This window comes from Syntrophorhabdaceae bacterium (genome assembly GCA_028698615.1).
In the GTDB taxonomy this organism is placed as follows: Bacteria; Desulfobacterota; Syntrophorhabdia; order Syntrophorhabdales; family Syntrophorhabdaceae; genus Delta-02.
This window is the reverse complement of the sequence record JAQVWF010000021.1, coordinates 26,172-41,927: the sequence shown is the minus strand read 5'-3', so window position 1 is coordinate 41,927 and position 15,756 is coordinate 26,172. Positions and strand designations below refer to the sequence as shown.

The following is a 15,756-nucleotide window of genomic DNA, read 5'->3' as shown; positions in this document are numbered from 1 at the left end:
AAATAGGTGCTTCTGAGGTATTACTGCATGCCGCATGGCTTCGGTATTCCCATGTTATGCTGCAGGCAGCAATTTGTGACCCTGCGATGCATCTGTTTGTTATCAAATGGTTTTGTATTGATAAGTGCTGTTATTTCAGCAAGCTAATATCATTGACAATGCGCGCTGTAAATACTACTATTTCGAAAATTACCGCTTGCAGTGTACTGTTTGGTATCAAGAAAGAAGAGTATGACGGAATTCATCAAATCAACGGCTCTGTTACTTGTCCTCCTTAACCCCTTTCTGGTCATCGTTTACCTTATTGATGTCGTGGAGAAGCTGGACAGGCGGCAATTCACCCAGGTGATCATTCGCGGCGGGCTGATCGCAACGGTAGTCTTCCTGTGCTTCGCTATTCTTGGGGACGTCGTGTTCACCAGCGTTGTGCAGGCGGAGTTCGCTTCCTTCCAGATCTTCGGGGGTATAGTCTTTCTTCTCATCGGTCTCCAGTTCGTCTTTCGCGGCCCCACTGCAATCGAGATACTCCGAGGCGATTCAAAACAACTTGCAGGCGCAATCGCGATGCCTGTGCTCATCGGGCCGGGTACTATCAGCGCCAGCATCATCGTAGGGAAAAGGCTTGCTCCCCTCGCTGCGTGCGCCGCCGTGTTTACGGCAGTCAGCGTTTTCATTCTGATTATTGTGGGTCTCAAGGTAGTGCACGATTTTGCGCGCCCAAGGCGGGAGGCTCTGATTAAGAAGTACATCGAGATCACAGGACGAATCACAGCATTGTTCATCGGAACCGTCTCTGTTGAGATGATCATGCAGGGGGTTCGGACCTGGGCAGATAAGTTCTGAAGATCGAAATCACCGAACATATGTTCCAAACGACGCTTGACGGCGCGCCTGAATGCCGCGTCATGTCACCTTCGAGGTTGACGTAAAGGTCTCCAGCGGTTGGTTCCGGTGAAGGTCAAGGGTGCATCCTATTTCCTATGGCCTCTCTTATCAAACACCTTCTCCATCTTCCTGACCACTTCCGGCGATTCGAGTTCCGTCATGCCGAAAAAGAGATAGGAGAAATTGTCCGCCAGGATCTCCTCGGGATGAATGGTGTAATCGGTGTTCTTGCCGATCTGTTCAAAGAAGCCGCCAAGCTCCGATTCATCGTAAAGGTCGGGCCTGGTACCCTTGAGCAGTGTCGGCTTGCGTCCGGGACCGTTGTCCCTGGCAACGGCAAGAAAGGCTACCTGAAGATAGTCGAAGAAATGTTCGCTGTGGGCCTTCTGATATTTCTCGACCCTGGAATACAGAATTGGCAGCACCAGGAGGTTTTTCTTACCGGTCCTCACGGATATGCAAAATTCATTTACGGGCGAATCGGGATTTGTTATTTTCCGGTCCTTCAGTGTCTCCGGGAATTCGAATGGCGGGCATTGTTTAAAGCCGATGGTATTGTATAGCTCGTCGCGAAGCTGAGGATTCCGGTGTGTTATGATGTGAAAGAGTTCGTGGGAGAGGAGCGTGCAAAGAGTCACGGGGTCTGCGTCAAGCATCGCCCGTGGGATCACGATGGCTCCGCCGCGTGTATAGGCCGCGCCGCCCTCTTCGTTTCCGGTGGTTTTTACGAGATACATCATTTCGGGCAGGAAAGATGTGAACCGTTCCAGTTTGGCTTCCACCGCCGCGATGATAGGCCGCATCCGCTCCTGGTCGTCCTTCTCCCATGGCAGAACGTTGCTCGATACGAAGTCCAGGAATTGCTTTTCCGTGACGTTTGCGTCCGTTCTCATGCGGCAAGACCTGTCAAATGGGCTCATCTGTTCAATATAAGTGTCCTTTGCAGTGAGTATCGCCTTTGCCTGTTCGAGGGTGGCAAACATAAAAAAGGGTTTCTCCGCGGCGCGGGCATGTGTACAAGAGATGACCGCGATGATGAGCACAAATAACAGGGTCTTTAAGACAGTTTTCATATGCACGCTCCCTTATCGTGAAAGCTCATGGCATTGGATGACGGGGCAGTGGTCTTTCTCCATGGCGTCATGCGACAAAAAGGTTCCTGGTGGCGAAGCTGGGATCGCTGGTCAGGTTTACTCCGATGCGGCGAAGACCGGCCTCGTCCCCGGGGGTCGGTATGTGCGTCATGTGCACTTCGCAATCGCGGAGGTCCTTGAGCTTTTCCAGGGCAAGCTTCGCTGCCGGGTTGGTCATGGTGCTTACGGAAAGGACTATGAGTGCCTCCTCCAGGTCGAGACTCACGGAACGTTCGTTGAGTATGCGTGTCTTCAGGTTGCGCACCGATTCGGTGACGTATTCGGGCAGCAATGTCAGCTGCTCGGGGATACCCGCCAGGTGCTTGATCGCGTGAATGATGAGACTGGTCGCAGCATGCATCAGGGGAGAGTTGTTTCCCGTTATGATGGTACCGTCCTTCAGTTCGATGGAAGCCCCGCAGAATATGCCCTCGTTTCCCTTGTTCGCTGTCTGTGCAGCCAAAGCGGCCTGGCGCGCCGGTGCGACAACCTCGCGGTCTTCCTGATCGAGCTTGAATTCCTTCATGAACAATTCCGCCTTCTGGACGGTCTCCTTCTCGGCGAAACCCATGGCGTACTCGCAGCGATAACGAAAGAACCTGCGGATGATCTCCTGCTTCGATGCCTCCTTGACCACGTCGTCATCGACGATAGCGAAGCCGACGCGGTTCACGCCCATGTCGGTGGGTGACTTGTAGAAGGATTCACCCCCCGTTATCTTCTCCATGATCCTGTAGAGAACGGGAAAAACCTCGACATCGCGGTTGTAATTGATAGATGTTTTGCCGTAGGCCTCCATGTGAAAGGGATCGATGAGGTTGAAGTCCTTGATGTCCGCGGTGGCCGCTTCATAGGCGACGTTGACGGGATGCTTCAGAGGCAGGTTCCAGACGGGGAAGGTCTCGAACTTGGCGTACCCCGATCGAATGCCCCGTTTATAATCATGGTAGAGCTGAGAGAGACACGTTGCGAGTTTGCCGCTTCCCGGCCCCGGTCCGGTGACTATGACGAGAGGTTTGTCGGATTCCACGTACTCATTGGCGCCGTAACCTTCGTCGCTGACTATGGTATCCACATCGGTGGGGTAGCCTCTCGTAAACCGATGGGTGTAAACCTTGATGCCCCGGCGCTCCAGCTTGTTCTTGAAATGAACAGCCGCCGGCTGATTATCGAAGCGGGTTATTATGACCCCGAGGACACTTATTTCCCAACCGCGCAGCTCGTCGATAAGCTTCAAGGCATCGGCATCGTAGGTGATGCCGAAATCCGCCCGTATCTTCTTGCGTTCGATGTCGCCGGCATATATGCACAGAAGGAGGTCAGCCTTGTCTTTAAGCTGTGTCAGGAGGCGCATCTTGACGTTGGGATCGTAGCCCGGCAGGACCCTTGCGGCATGATGATCAAAAAGAAGCTTTCCTCCGAATTCAAGATACAACTTGTCGTGAAATCTCTTGACCCGTTCAAGGATCTCCCGCGTCTGTTCCTGAAGGTATTTATCGTTGTCAAAGCCCTGTTTGAGGTTCATCCTTGTCCCTTCGTCATTTGTGGCCGGGGGGCGCACGGCTGTATCGGTTCGATCACGTCTATTTTTTTGCAGGCTCCGCGGCGATCTTCGCCCATGAGTCGCGCAGGGAGACGATTCGGTTAAAGACTGGTCTTTCCGGGAGCGAATCCTTCATGTCGACACAAAAATAACCGATCCGCTCGAATTGATACTTGCTCTCTGCCGCCGCCGAGGCCAGGCCCGGCTCGACGTACGCGGTGGCTACTTCGAGAGACCCCGGGTTGAGAAGGTCCGAGAACTCGCCCTCGGTACCGGCCGGGTCAGGGACCCTGAAAAGCCTGTCGTAAAGACGGACCGTCGCCGGTATGGCGTGCGCGGCTGAAACCCAGTGGATGACGCCCTCAACCTTGCGGCCGTCGGACGGCGCCGCGTTCTTCGTCTCGGGGTCATAGGTGCAGTGAAGTTCGCTGACCTCTCCCGTCGCCGGGTCCTTGACCGTGGAGACGAACCTGATGACGTAGGAGTTTCTCAGGCGCACTTCCCGTCCGGGGCCGAGGCGTTTATACTTCCTCGGAGGGTTCTCCATAAAATCGTCACTCTCTATGTAGAGAACCCGCGAAAAGGGTACCTTTCTCGTCCCCATTTCAGGTTGTTTAGGGTGATTGGCACATTCCATCTCCTCGACCTGCCCCTCGGGATAGTTGTCGATGATCAGCTTGAGGGGCCGCAAAACGGCCATGGTGCGCGGTGCCCGCTCATTGAGGTCTTCGCGGACGCAGTGTTCCAGCAGGGCGATATCGACGAGGTTGTCGTTCTTTGCAACGCCGATCCTCGAGCAGAATTCCCTGATCGCCTCCGGGGTATAGCCGCGGCGCCGCATTCCGGCGACGGTGGGCATGCGGGGATCGTCCCAGCCGCTCACCAAATGACCTTCCACGAGTTCGATGAGCCTGCGCTTGCTCAGCACCGTGTAAGTGAGGTTGAGGCGCGCGAACTCTATCTGCCGCGGTCTTGGGTCCTCTATGAGTTCACCCACGAACCAGTCGTAAAGGGGCCGGTTGTTCTCGAACTCCAGGGTGCATATGGAATGGGTGATCTTCTCGATGGAATCCGAAAGGCAATGGGCAAAATCGTACATGGGGTAAATGACCCAGCCATCGCCGATGCGGTAGTGGCCTGACCGCTTGATCCTGTAGATCACGGGGTCGCGCATGGTGATGTTGGGTGATGCCATGTCGATCTTTGCCCGCAGGACGTGGCTGCCGTCCTCGAAATCGCCCGCCCTCATCCTGGAAAAGAGGTCAAGGTTCTCCTCGACGGATCTGTCGCGATAGGGACTGTTCTTTCCCGGCTCCGTAAGTGTGCCCCGGTATGCCCGTATCTCATCGGCGCTGAGGCCACAGACGTAGGCTTTTCCCCTTCGAATGAGGGTCAGGGCGAACTGGTAGAGCTTTTCGAAATAATCGGATGCGAAGAAGAGCCGGTCCTGCCAGTCGAAGCCGAGCCACCGGATATCATTCTGAATGGATTCGACGAATTCCAGCGATTCACCTGCGGGATCGGTGTCATCCATGCGCAGATTGCACGTCCCTTTGTACTGGGAGGCGATCCCGAAATTGAGGCAGACGGACTTGGCGTGTCCTATATGAAGATACCCGTTCGGCTCCGGCGGAAAACGGGTCGCCACCCCAGCATGTTTGCCTGCCCTGACGTCATTGTCGATGATCTCTCTGATAAAATCGCTTTGTGGGGAAACGTCTTGTTCTGTCATGATAGGTTTTCCTCGAATTCGCTGCCTCTTTTTGGGTTCCCGCTGAGTTCTCGTGTTTCCAATTCGAACCGGGGCCGACCATTTCTTACCATAAACAGCCCTTTTTTTCAATGCGTTATGGGCTTGCCCGGGTTCGGCGCCAACGGCATTTACCCGTTAACAGAGGACCTGCGATATGCTTTGTATATTATGGACCGAAAAGATGGTCGCCGCCTCGAAAACCCTTTGGGGGATCGTCTAACGGCAGGACGCAAGGCCCTGGACCTTGCTATCGAGGTTCGAATCCTTGTCCCCCAGCCAATAAAAGACCGCTGCAATCGCTTGAGAGCGAAAGACGCATTCTCTAAGGAAAAGGTCTGTGGTTTCTTCAACCCTCAGGCGACTCAAGCCGTCTTCCCCGTTGTCTTGATTTTCCCGGCTGATCTGTTTTATTCTTCCCGTTATGAAGCTTGTTATTCTTGGGACCGGAACGGCTATTCCTCGTGTTGAGAGGGGGTCTTCGGCGTATTTCGTGACCACCCGCGGTGCGAACGTCCTTGTCGACGTGGGGCCGGCGGTTGTGAGACGGCTGCTGGAAAGGGGTTATGAGGTGGATGACGTGGACATCATAGCCCTTACACATTTTCATGTGGACCATACCGCAGACCTTTCCACCTTTTTCTTTGCCTGCAACTACGGGAGGGTCTCCCGCACGAAGCCGCTGACGATCATAGGCGGGAAGGGCCTTGCGCGGTTTTACCGGGGGCTTTGCGCAGTCTATCCATGGGTCGCACCGAAATCCTATGATCTGACGATAAAGAGACTGGTCAACGGCTCTCTCCAGGTTTCGGGGCTCACGATCACGACAGCCCCGGTGAACCACAACCCGGAAAGCATCGCCGTCAGGCTCGACGAAAAGAGATCCATCACTTTTTCCGGCGACACCGATGTTTCCCGCAACCTTGTCCGACTAGCCCGCAGGACCGACACCCTTGTCGCCGAATGTGCCTTTCCCGAACGCAAGGTGAAGGGACACCTCAACCTTGCCGCTCTCGATGGGATCGTTCAGAGGACACAGCCAAAGTGTGTCATCCTCACCCACCTCTATCCCGATTGGGACGATTGGCCCGGCGTTCTCCACGCTCCATACCTCCTCGGGGAGGACGGTATGGAGATGGAGGTATAAAGATGGTTCCAGGTTCCATGTTCCAGGTCCCACGTTAAAGACAAAGAGAGGATGTTCTTGATTGGCGGCCTGCGTTGTTCATGCAGTGCCACCTCTGGAGTATTTCGCTTCTTTCCGTGGAAAAATGTGCTTGTATCGTATACAATCAGGAAAATGGCAAAATTCAACAGGGAGCAAAGCGGGAGATATGTCTTTGTCTACCGGGGGGAGCCGGTTGATACAGGGGAGCTTGTCGCCGGCATCCGTAAGCCCGCCAGGAGGTTCCCGGGGGGCCGCGGAGCACCAGGTATCTTCGAGCTCGGGGGCAGGATGGTCGTTTGCAGGCAATACCTTCACGGCGGCTGGCTTCGGGGGATAACAGGCGAGATGTTCCTCAGCCAGGGCAGGGCGCTCCGTGAGCTTGAGGTAACAGCGTATCTGGAAGAGAAGGGGTTTCCCGTGGTCAGTCCTGTCGGCTACGTGGTGGAGAGGCAGGCATCCTCCCGAAAACTCTACTTCCTGTCCCTTCTCCTGCCGGACGCCCGGGACCTCATGACATACTTCGCATCTGCGGGAAGGAAGGAACGCCTGCGAATGTCGAAAAGGCTCGCCGCCGACCTTTTCGAGATGGGTCGGCTGGGAGTCTATCACCCCGACCTGCACCTCAGGAACGTGCTGGTTGCCCCCATGGGGGAGCTCTTCTTCCTCGACTTCGACAAAGCATACCACAAAGAGGTCGGATCGAACGATTACGAAAGAATGTTCTGGCGCCTCGACCGGTTCGTCAGAAAATATGCCCCCCTTTTTGGCCGCGCCATTGACGACAGCGAGCGGCTCATCTTTCTGAGGACATACGAGCGCCTCTCCGGCGATAGGATAATGAACAGAATGGCGCAGAAGCGCCACAAAATGGAGCAAACCTCAAAACTCGGCTGGACCATAGACCGTTTTCTCTATGGAAGAAAAAAGACCTGAAGAGGCCGCATATGGTTTTGTACAAGACCACGTTGATGCGCGCCGACATTCGTCACTCTCGTCCCCTTCAAGCTATTCAAGCCCGTCTTTTCCTTCCCCAGCGTTGGTGGACCCAGAACCATTCGTCGGGGTACTGGCGGATTATGTCTTCGAGGAAGGCGTTGATCTTGCGGGTATTTCTAGCCATGAGGTCTTCGATGTTGCCCTCGCGCTCCATGACGATGGGCTCGCCGCACATGATGGTGTAGCGCAGAAACCCCTTGCGCACGGGGTAGCAGGGGACTACCTGGCAACCTGTCTTCATCGCGATCATGGCGGTGCCTTTCGATGTGGGGACCTTCTGGCCGAAGAAGTCGACGAAAACACCCCGGGACCTCTTCTCCCGCTGATCGCCCAGGATGGCAATGATGGCGTTCTTCTTGAGGAGGCGCATGACCTCCCTCGCGGTGTTGGCGTTGACGATGATGGTGAGGCCCGTCGATTCCCTGAGGCGATTGAGGAAGGTGTTCAGCCGGGCATGTTTCTTAAGGGGTCTCGCCAGTGCGACCACGGGCTGGTTGAGAAGCTTTGATGTAATTCCCATGATCTCCCAGTTCCCGAAGTGAAAGGTGAGTGCGATCACGCCCCGTCCTGCTGCGAGGGTTCCCTCAACGATGTGCTTTGGTTCAAGGGAGAACCTTTGGGGTACCTCGTCGGGGGGAAGAAAGGGGACGAGGATCAGTTCGATCATGTTGGTGCCGAGCTTTTGAAAGCAGCTCAGGGCAATACCCCTGGCCTCATCGCGGGATATCTCGGGGAAGGCCCTCTGTATATTGGAGATGGCGATATTCCGGCGTCTTCTCAGAATAGTGAAGCCAATCCTTCCGAACCACCTGCCTGTGCCCAGTCGGGCACTCTCGGGCAGGGCCATAAGGCAGCATTGCAGTGCTTTTATAAAGGCGATAATGACGATGTCTGCTATCAAACCAACCTATTTCAGATCATCGGGTTTGATCGGCAGGGCTTCCTCGATGAGCATTACGGGAATGCCGTCCCGTATGGGATAAAGAAGACCGCAGGAAGCGCAGGCAAGCCCTTCCTGGGAAGCCGTCAAGGCAAGGTCGCCTTTACATTTGGGACAACAGAGGATCTCAAGCAAATCCTGGCTGATGGTCATTCTTCTTCCTTCCTTCTGATCAATCTGTATTTTCGCCGTTGTTCTTCTTCATGGCAGGCTCAAGAATGTCGCCCAGAGTGGAGAAAGCACCCGTGTTCTCCACTCGTGTCTCCGTGGGGGTCCGGTTCTCCCTCTTCCTGAGCACTCTGGTGCTGAGCGCAATCCTCTTTTCCTTTTCGTCTATATTGAGAATGGCCGCCTGTATCTTGTCATCGAGGGTGAAGACCTCGGAGGGCTGTTTTCCCTGGAGCTCATCCATCTCCGAGATATGGATGAGGCCTTCGATCCCCTCTTCTATCTCGACGAATACACCGAAATCGGTAATGCTGGTGATATGACCGTCCACCACGTCACCTGTCGAATAACGGCTTGCCACCCCTTTCCAGGGGTCTTCCTTGAGACGTTTGATGCTGAGCGAGAATTTCTTCTGGACCTTGTCGATATTGAGGACGAGCGCGTCGATGGTGGCGCCTTTCTTGAACTGGTCCTGTGATGTCTTTTTTCTTCGCGACCAGGAGAGCTCCGACATATGGACAAGTCCGTCGATACCGTTGCCGATGCCGACAAACATGCCGAATTCGGTGAAGTTCTTGACCTTGCCTTTAACGATAGAACCCGCCGGATAATTCACCTCAAGCTCGTCCCAGGGATCGGGAGCCAGCTGTTTCAGCCCGAGAGAGATACGTTTTTTATCGAGATCGATCTTCAGGACGACGAGCTCGAGGGCATCGCCCTTGTTGACGAGCTTGGAGGGGTTCTTGAACTTCTTGTCCCAGCTCATCTCGCTGACGTGAAGCAACCCTTCGAGTCCCTGCTCCAGCTCGACGAACGCCCCGTATTCCACGATTCCCACCACCTTGCCTTTGACCCTGGTTCCGACGGGGTATTTTTCATCTATCTTCAGCCAGGGATCGGTCTTGAGCTGCTTCATGCCTATGGAAACACGCCCCTTTTCCGTATCGATGGCAATGATCTTGACCTTTACCTCGTCCCCTATCCTCAGATATTCCTTGGGATGGGTGATCTTTCCCCAGGTAATGTCGTTTATGTGGAGAAAACCGTCAACGCCGCCGAGGTCGACAAAGGCCCCGTAATCGGTGATGTTCCTGACAAACCCATATATGATCTGGCCGTCTTTGACGTTCTTCCAGAATTCCTGCCGCTTCCTGTCCCTTTCTTCCTCGAGGAGAACCCGTCTCGAAAGGATGATGCTGCCTTTTCTCCGGTTGGACTTGATGACCTTGAACTTGAGGCTCCTTCCCACAAACGAAGAAGGGTTCTTCACGGGCTTGATGTCGACTTGCGAGAGCGGCAGAAAGGCGCTGATCCCCATGTCGACGATGAACCCGCCCTTGACCTCGTTCATGATGTGGCCTTCCAGGGGAGTACCGTCATTGAGAGACTTATCGATCTTTTCCCAGGTCTTGACCTCGTCAACCCTCTTTTTTGACAGCCTCAAGAGACCCGATTCTCTTTCGCGGCCGACGACCATCACTTCCACTTCATCGTCAACGTTGATGGGCTGGGCCTCGCCTTCTTTCGGAGAGAACTCCTGGAGGGAGACTATACCCTCAGACTTCAAACCCACATCCACGATTACCGAATCGCCCGCAATGTTGATGACCTTGCCTTTAAGGACGTTCCCTTCCTGGAGGCTTTTCATCGACGTTTCGTATAGGGTCTGCATGTCCTCCTGTGAGTTTTCTTTTGGTGTGCCGGTATCTGTCTCCACCATCATCCTGTGCCCCCTAAAAGTTTTTTACGCGCCCTTCGACAATATCTATAATAAGATCGGGAGTCGATGCGCCCCCCGTCAAACCTACGCGGGTTACGTTCCGAAACCACTCCGGCCGAAGATCTTCAACAGTCTCGATATGATGGGTGTTTGGTTGTACCTTGTGAACGACCTTGTAGAGTTTTGTGCAGTTGGAGCTGTTCTTCCCCCCCACTACCAGCATCATATCGACTTCGCCCGATAACTCTATGGCCTCATTCTGTCGTATCTGGGTGCTTTCGCAAATTGTATTGTAGATCCTCAGCTCTTCCACGCCTGCGATAAGCTCTTTGACGATTCCGACGAAGGTTCCTTTATCGAGGGTGGTCTGGCTTACAACCCCCACCTTTTTGGCGGTTAATGTTGTTGGTTCCTGCAGTACGATACCATCGTTATCCAAATAACTCAAGACACTTTTCACCTCGGGGTGGTTTCTGTCGCCAACGATCACGACCTGATAGCCGCTTCTTTCCAGGTACTTTGCGTGTTTTCGCACACGCTTCACGAAGGGGCAGGTCGTGTCGATGGTCCTCAGCCCCGTGCTTCGGACATATTCCTCTTCATCCTTCCTGATGCCGTGGGTCCTGAAGACGATGGTTCCCTCCGTGACCTGGTGGACGTCCTCGACGGGTATGACGCCCTTTTCCTTCAAGAGGTCCACCATCTGCGGATTGTGGATGATGGGCCCGATGGTTGACACCTTGCCGCCCGTTTCCTCCGCCGCCTTGAGGACCATTTTGATGGCGCGCTTGACGCCGAAACAGAATCCGATGTTCCTGGTCTTGATCACATTCATATCTACTGGCTGTCTCTCCCTTCAATGTGTGCGAGGACCGTGCGCAAGACCCCCTGGGCGTCCGTTCCCGTTGTGTCCACGACGATTGCCCCGGGGGGAACGACAAGGGGGGCGATGGCCCGCTCGGAATCGTTCCTGTCCCGTTTCTCCATATCTTCCTTTACCGTGGAAAAGGCGGGACCGGAGCCCTTCGCCGCAAGTTCGTCATATCTTCGGTTTGCCCTTTCATCGGGGCGTGCATCGAGATAGAACTTGATGTCGGCGTCGGGAAAGACGACACTCCCCGTGTCGCGCCCTTCCAGGACGACCTTCCCTCTCCGAGCCAGCCTGCGCTGGACCGCATTTGCATAGTCTCTCACGATCTGCATCTGTGAGAGGGAGGAGGCAAGGAGGGAGATATCGGGCTCCCGGATCTCCTCGGAGATGTCCTTTCCCGAAAGGGTAACGCGCGTATCATTCCCGAATTTGAAGGAGAGAGGGAGATCCCCGAGGAGATCCTCTATGGCCCCCCCGGTTCCCCTGGTCTTGTAGGCGTAAGCGACGCCACGGTAAATAGCGCCGGAATCGATGTACGTATATCCGGCCGTGGAGGCAAGCAGCCTGGCAATAGTAGATTTGCCGGCGCCGCTGGGTCCGTCTATGGTGATGATCTTGTTTTTCTTTAAAGTCACGTTGTTTCCCGCAGTTTGAAAGACTGATGCCAAGTAATCAGTATATACCAAGTCTCGACAGAATTCAAAGCCGAACCCCGTGTGACCCCGACACACAACGCCGCGGGCAGCACAGGTGTTTTTTCAGCGGTTCAGAACAGTCTCTTCAGCTCTTGGATGCAGCGGGTGTTCTCGAAAGGGGTGCCGAAGGAGATGCGGATGCAGTCGGGGAGGCCGTAGGCACCCATGAAGCGCACGAGGACCTTTCTGTCGAAAAGCTTTTTCGTGATCTCCTCGGCCCGGTCGCCTATCCTGACAAGGACAAAATTGGCTTCCGTGGGGATGTACTCCAGGGACATTTCCTTGAGGGCGTCGTAATAGAACTGTTTTGCGGACCTGTTGTTGGCGAGGACCGAGGCAAGACGGGCCTCGTCCTTAAGAGCCGCCTGTGCGGCGAGAATGGCTATGAGGTTTATGCTGAAGGGCTGCTTGGTCCGTTCAAGGAAAGAGACCAGCGTCGCGTTCCCAATTCCGTATCCGACCCTGAGGCCGGCAAGGCCGTAGGCCTTGGAGAAGGTTCTCAGCATGAGGACGGGATACTTGTTTATGTAGGCCAGCGTTCCTGGAAAACTCTTGGTTTCGGCGAACTCCGCGTAAGCCTCATCGACGACGACGAGTATGTCTTCCGGGACACGACCCATGAAGCGCTCGAACTCATCTTTCCCGTACGTGGTTCCCGTGGGGTTCAGGGGGTTGTTGAGGAAGATGATGCGGGTCTTGCCGTCTATCTCGGAGGCTATCTTCGCGAGGTCCGTGCGAAGGCCCGTGAGGGGCACCTTTTTTGTCTCGTATCCGTAGATCCTGGCCGCTATCTCGTAAAAGGCAAATGACGACTCGGTGACGATGACGCCCTTTCGCTCGTCGTGTTTCATGGCCCGGAAGGACATTTCGATGAGTTCATTGGAACCGTTGCCTATGATGAAATTGTCTCCCGTGAGGTGATAGAAAGCAGCAAGGTCATCCTTGAGCTCTTTTTCTCCCCCCGGATAACGGTTGATGGCGAAAAGCGCGTCGAGGATGGACTCGAAGACCTTCTCCGACGGGGGGTAGGGGTTTTCGTTGGACGAGAGGCGGACCCAACCGTCCTCGTGGCCGTACATGAGGGCCTTCGGGTAATAGGGTATGTTCTTGACGCTGTCGCTGATGGAGAACTTCATGGCCGTCTACCTTGTTGTCTTTCGGATGAGTGCTTCCGCATTTTGCTGCATGGTTATGAAATCTTCATTGCCGAGCCCCGCACCCAGCACTACCCTCAGGGCCTGTGCGTCGGTAACGAGGTCCGACGGGCTGTGGGAATCAGTGTTTATGACCATTTTGGCGCCGATGGACATGGCCAGTTTCGCGACATGGCCGTTGGTCAGGGAATGACCTTTCCGGGTGGTTATTTCCAGGAGCACACCACGCTCCTTCGCCGCCTGCACCTCTTTCGGCGTTATCAGACCAGGGTGGGCGAGGATGTCGACCCCTGCCTCGATAGCTGCGGCATTGGTCCCTTCCTCCACGGGCTCCGCGATGGTCTCTCCGTGCACGACGACGTAGGAAAAGCCGAGCTTGCGGGCCATGGCGGTGAGTTCACCGATCTGCTTTGCCGGGCAATGGGTGAGTTCGGCCCCGGCGACGATCGCGATACCCTCATGCAACTCGCCGTATCTGCTCAATTTCAGGATGGATGCAGCCACATTCTCTATGGTGGTTACGTCCACATGGTCCGATATGCCAAGCGCCGTGTAGCCTTTCACTCTTGCCCGGCGGGCAAGTTCGGCAGGGAGCAGTTCGCCGTCACTCAACAGGGTATGTGTGTGCAGATCGATCATAATTTCCGAATTATAAAGGGCTCTTTTACGCCCTGGCTGTGTCAATCTTCGGTCTTGCTCGTGCGGTGTACCAGGTGTACGCCTCCGCACAATCCCTTGATCTCCTGACCAGAACGAAAGATAACTTCTTTCTGGTTCGGAAATCTATATTACATTTTGTACTTTCCAAAATCGTCCTGGGAGAGGTTTTCCAGTATGTCCTCCCAGTCGGAGCTTTCCGTGACCACCTTGTCGCCTTTCTGTGTGGCGAGATCCACCTTCGCCGAGCGCTGTATGACGCTTTCTTCGACAAAGATAGGGGCGCTGGTGCGAAGCGCGATGGCTATGGCATCGCTGGGACGTGAGTCTATGACCATCCGTTTCTTGTTGACGTCCAGATGAATGAGGGCGTAATAGGTATTGTCCTTGAGATCGTTCACCTCTATCTTCAATATCTTCACTCCAAGACTGTCGAGGATGTTCTTGAGAAGATCGTGTGTCATGGGCCTCGGCGTCTCTATGTTCTCAAGGGCGGTTGCGATGCTCGATGCCTCGAGGAGCCCGATCCAGATGGGGAGGACATCCTTTTCCTCGGAATCCTTCAGGAGAACGATCGGTGTATTGGTGAAAGGGTCCACGGTGATCCCGGCGACCTTCATCTCTTTAAGCATCGTACTACCTCCCCGGGGCATCCGCTGTATCGCCCCGTAATGAATTAGCATACCCTTTTATTATATCCACTTCCACTAATTTGTAAACCATGGACCCGCTGCCCTTGAAGTTGACTATCTTGCCGGTCCGCGTCCTTCCCGAGAGTTCGTCGGCGGAATTTTTGCTCCGGCCTTCAACGAGGACCTCGATTCTTGTGCCCTCCATCTTCCGGTTCGCCTCGAGCGTTATCGCCTTCTGCCTCTTCTGAAAACGAATGAGCCTGTCATGGGCGATGTCAGGCGGCACCTTGCCGGGAAGGGCAGCGGCGGCTGTGAACTTTCTCGCTGAATAGACAAAGGAAAAGATCCCGTCGAACCTGACGGTTCCCATGAGATCCATCGTTGCCTCGAAGTCGCTTTCCTCCTCACCGGGGAAACCGACGATGCAGTCGGCGGTTATGGCGATGCCGGGGCATTGCCGTTTAAGCGCCTCGACCTTCTTCAGGTATTCGGAGGCGGTGTAGCCCCTGTTCATGAGGGCGAGGATCCTGTCGGAGCCTGACTGGAAGGGGAGGTGAATGGATTCGCACAGCGTTTTCAAGGTCCCGAAGCACTCGATGAGTTCCTGCGAGATGTCTTTTGGATGGGAGGTGACGAAGCGCAGCCGGGATATCCCCGGTATTGTGTCTATTCTCTTCAAAAGCTCCGGGAAAGAAAGGTCGTTTCCGCCATTATTATAAGAATTGACGTTCTGGCCGAGGAGCGTGACGTCCACAATGCCCCGCTGTGCCATCTGGCGGATCTCGGCAAGGATATCCCCACTTTCCCGGCTCTCTTCGCGTCCCCGGACGTAAGGGACCACGCAGTAGCTGCAGAAGTTATTGCACCCTTTCATAATGGTAAGGTAGCCCTTGATGCCCCTGCGGGTGTTGTGGGGCCGGATCATGAGCGACGGGGAGAGGCCGTTGTCGCCGAAGGCCGAAGTGCGGGTCTGGCCCGCCGCGTTTTGCACTGCCTCGGCTATCCGGTGAATGTTGGATGGTCCCAGCGAGAAATCGATGAAGGGCAGGCGGTTGAAGATATTGTCCTTTTCCTGCTCGGCAATGCATCCCGTCACGCCCAGAATGACCGCTTTCCTCCCCCGCACCTGCTGAAGTCTTCCCATGAGGCTGTAGAACTTTTGCTCCGCCTTCTCCCTGATGCAGCATGTATTGACTATGACGACATCGGCATCCTCGATATCGCTGCCCGGCACATGTCCATGATCGATGAGGACAGACCCCATCTTGTCCATATCGTGGTCATTCATCTGACAGCCAAAATTTTCAATAACAAATCGCATAAAAAGGTTTGACGTTTCAGGCTCCACGTTTCAAGCAAAAGACAAAGACCATGTTAAGCCTGGCATTAAGAAACGATCACCTTTGAACTCAACACGGCCTTTGCCTGAAACCTGAAACCTGAA

Annotated in this window: 16 protein-coding genes and 1 tRNA gene; 5 read left to right on the top strand and 12 right to left on the bottom strand. The window is 54.7% G+C overall.

The window, feature by feature from the left end; genetic code table 11:
* Positions 1-278, top strand: a 278-nt coding sequence (locus PHC90_08975; protein ID MDD3846480.1) for a hypothetical protein, incomplete at its 5' end; no start/stop codon positions are given.
* Positions 232-843, top strand: coding sequence for a MarC family protein (locus PHC90_08970; GenBank protein ID MDD3846479.1), 612 nt, complete (start codon positions 232-234; stop codon positions 841-843). The genes PHC90_08975 and PHC90_08970, both read left to right, overlap by 47 nt.
* 128 nt (positions 844-971) lie before the next feature.
* Here the strand turns inward: PHC90_08970 and PHC90_08965 are convergent, their stop codons facing one another.
* The 3 genes from PHC90_08965 to PHC90_08955 all read right to left on the bottom strand — a co-directional run bounded on the left by PHC90_08965 (position 972) and on the right by PHC90_08955 (position 5,293).
* Positions 972-1,958, bottom strand: a complete 987-nt coding sequence (locus PHC90_08965) for a hypothetical protein (protein MDD3846478.1) — start codon at positions 1,956-1,958, stop codon at positions 972-974.
* A gap of 67 nt (positions 1,959-2,025) precedes the next feature.
* Positions 2,026-3,543 carry a DUF1846 domain-containing protein gene (locus PHC90_08960; GenBank protein ID MDD3846477.1) on the bottom strand — a complete coding sequence of 506 codons (1,518 nt, stop codon included), beginning with the start codon at positions 3,541-3,543 and terminating at the stop codon, positions 2,026-2,028.
* Between the two features lie 58 nt (positions 3,544-3,601).
* Entirely contained in the window at positions 3,602-5,293 is a 1,692-nt protein-coding gene (locus tag PHC90_08955; protein MDD3846476.1) for a glutamine--tRNA ligase/YqeY domain fusion protein, read from the bottom strand.
* A gap of 226 nt (positions 5,294-5,519) precedes the next feature.
* Here PHC90_08955 and PHC90_08950 point away from each other — a divergent pair.
* The 3 genes from PHC90_08950 to PHC90_08940 all read left to right on the top strand — a co-directional run bounded on the left by PHC90_08950 (position 5,520) and on the right by PHC90_08940 (position 7,412).
* Positions 5,520-5,593: transfer RNA gene (locus PHC90_08950), tRNA-Gln, on the top strand.
* A gap of 142 nt (positions 5,594-5,735) precedes the next feature.
* The gene (locus PHC90_08945; GenBank protein ID MDD3846475.1) at positions 5,736-6,458 is read left to right on the top strand and encodes a ribonuclease Z; all 723 of its coding nucleotides are present in this window, start codon (positions 5,736-5,738) and stop codon (positions 6,456-6,458) included.
* A 153-nt stretch (positions 6,459-6,611) separates the two neighbouring features.
* Positions 6,612-7,412, top strand: a complete 801-nt coding sequence (locus PHC90_08940) for a lipopolysaccharide kinase InaA family protein (protein MDD3846474.1) — start codon at positions 6,612-6,614, stop codon at positions 7,410-7,412.
* Positions 7,413-7,488: 76 nt separating this feature from the next.
* Here the strand turns inward: PHC90_08940 and PHC90_08935 are convergent, their stop codons facing one another.
* The 9 genes from PHC90_08935 to miaB all read right to left on the bottom strand — a co-directional run bounded on the left by PHC90_08935 (position 7,489) and on the right by miaB (position 15,633).
* Complete coding sequence (locus tag PHC90_08935; GenBank protein ID MDD3846473.1) at positions 7,489-8,376, bottom strand: lysophospholipid acyltransferase family protein; 888 nt, start codon at positions 8,374-8,376, stop codon at positions 7,489-7,491.
* 6 nt (positions 8,377-8,382) lie between these two features.
* Positions 8,383-8,568: a Trm112 family protein gene (locus PHC90_08930; GenBank protein MDD3846472.1), complete on the bottom strand. Its 186-nt coding sequence runs from the start codon at positions 8,566-8,568 to the stop codon at positions 8,383-8,385.
* A 19-nt stretch (positions 8,569-8,587) separates the two neighbouring features.
* Entirely contained in the window at positions 8,588-10,306 is a 1,719-nt protein-coding gene (locus PHC90_08925) for a 30S ribosomal protein S1 (protein MDD3846471.1), read from the bottom strand.
* 10 nt (positions 10,307-10,316) lie between these two features.
* Positions 10,317-11,138: a 4-hydroxy-3-methylbut-2-enyl diphosphate reductase gene (gene ispH / locus PHC90_08920; protein MDD3846470.1), complete on the bottom strand. Its 822-nt coding sequence runs from the start codon at positions 11,136-11,138 to the stop codon at positions 10,317-10,319.
* A gap of 2 nt (positions 11,139-11,140) precedes the next feature.
* Positions 11,141-11,809 carry a (d)CMP kinase gene (gene cmk, locus PHC90_08915; GenBank protein ID MDD3846469.1) on the bottom strand — a complete coding sequence of 223 codons (669 nt, stop codon included), beginning with the start codon at positions 11,807-11,809 and terminating at the stop codon, positions 11,141-11,143.
* Positions 11,810-11,940: 131 nt separating this feature from the next.
* A complete protein-coding gene (gene hisC / locus PHC90_08910; protein MDD3846468.1) occupies positions 11,941-13,005 on the bottom strand; it encodes a histidinol-phosphate transaminase in 1,065 nt (354 codons plus the stop codon).
* Between the two features lie 6 nt (positions 13,006-13,011).
* Positions 13,012-13,662 (bottom strand): histidinol phosphate phosphatase domain-containing protein, encoded by a 651-nt coding sequence (locus PHC90_08905; GenBank protein MDD3846467.1) that lies wholly within the window; start codon positions 13,660-13,662, stop codon positions 13,012-13,014.
* A 149-nt stretch (positions 13,663-13,811) separates the two neighbouring features.
* On the bottom strand, positions 13,812-14,312 hold the full coding sequence (locus PHC90_08900) for a bifunctional nuclease family protein (GenBank protein ID MDD3846466.1): 501 nt from the start codon (positions 14,310-14,312) through the stop codon (positions 13,812-13,814).
* 4 nt (positions 14,313-14,316) lie between these two features.
* A complete protein-coding gene (miaB, locus tag PHC90_08895) occupies positions 14,317-15,633 on the bottom strand; it encodes a tRNA (N6-isopentenyl adenosine(37)-C2)-methylthiotransferase MiaB (protein MDD3846465.1) in 1,317 nt (438 codons plus the stop codon).
* Positions 15,634-15,756: the final 123 nt, after the last annotated feature.

Excerpts from the sequence above, each read along its gene's own strand:
- PHC90_08970 (MDD3846479.1), top strand. The coding sequence starts at position 232 with ATGACGGAATTCATCAAATCAACGGCTCTGTTACTTGTCCTCCTTAAC.
- PHC90_08965 (MDD3846478.1), bottom strand. The coding sequence starts at position 1,958 with ATGAAAACTGTCTTAAAGACCCTGTTATTTGTGCTCATCATCGCGGTC.
- PHC90_08960 (MDD3846477.1), bottom strand. The coding sequence starts at position 3,543 with ATGAACCTCAAACAGGGCTTTGACAACGATAAATACCTTCAGGAACAG.
- PHC90_08955 (MDD3846476.1), bottom strand. The coding sequence starts at position 5,293 with ATGACAGAACAAGACGTTTCCCCACAAAGCGATTTTATCAGAGAGATC.
- PHC90_08945 (MDD3846475.1), top strand. The coding sequence starts at position 5,736 with ATGAAGCTTGTTATTCTTGGGACCGGAACGGCTATTCCTCGTGTTGAG.
- PHC90_08940 (MDD3846474.1), top strand. The coding sequence starts at position 6,612 with ATGGCAAAATTCAACAGGGAGCAAAGCGGGAGATATGTCTTTGTCTAC.
- PHC90_08930 (MDD3846472.1), bottom strand. The coding sequence starts at position 8,568 with ATGACCATCAGCCAGGATTTGCTTGAGATCCTCTGTTGTCCCAAATGT.
- PHC90_08925 (MDD3846471.1), bottom strand. The coding sequence starts at position 10,306 with ATGATGGTGGAGACAGATACCGGCACACCAAAAGAAAACTCACAGGAG.
- ispH (MDD3846470.1), bottom strand. The coding sequence starts at position 11,138 with ATGAATGTGATCAAGACCAGGAACATCGGATTCTGTTTCGGCGTCAAG.
- hisC (MDD3846468.1), bottom strand. The coding sequence starts at position 13,005 with ATGAAGTTCTCCATCAGCGACAGCGTCAAGAACATACCCTATTACCCG.
- PHC90_08905 (MDD3846467.1), bottom strand. The coding sequence starts at position 13,662 with ATGATCGATCTGCACACACATACCCTGTTGAGTGACGGCGAACTGCTC.
- PHC90_08900 (MDD3846466.1), bottom strand. The coding sequence starts at position 14,312 with ATGCTTAAAGAGATGAAGGTCGCCGGGATCACCGTGGACCCTTTCACC.
- miaB (MDD3846465.1), bottom strand. The coding sequence starts at position 15,633 with ATGCGATTTGTTATTGAAAATTTTGGCTGTCAGATGAATGACCACGAT.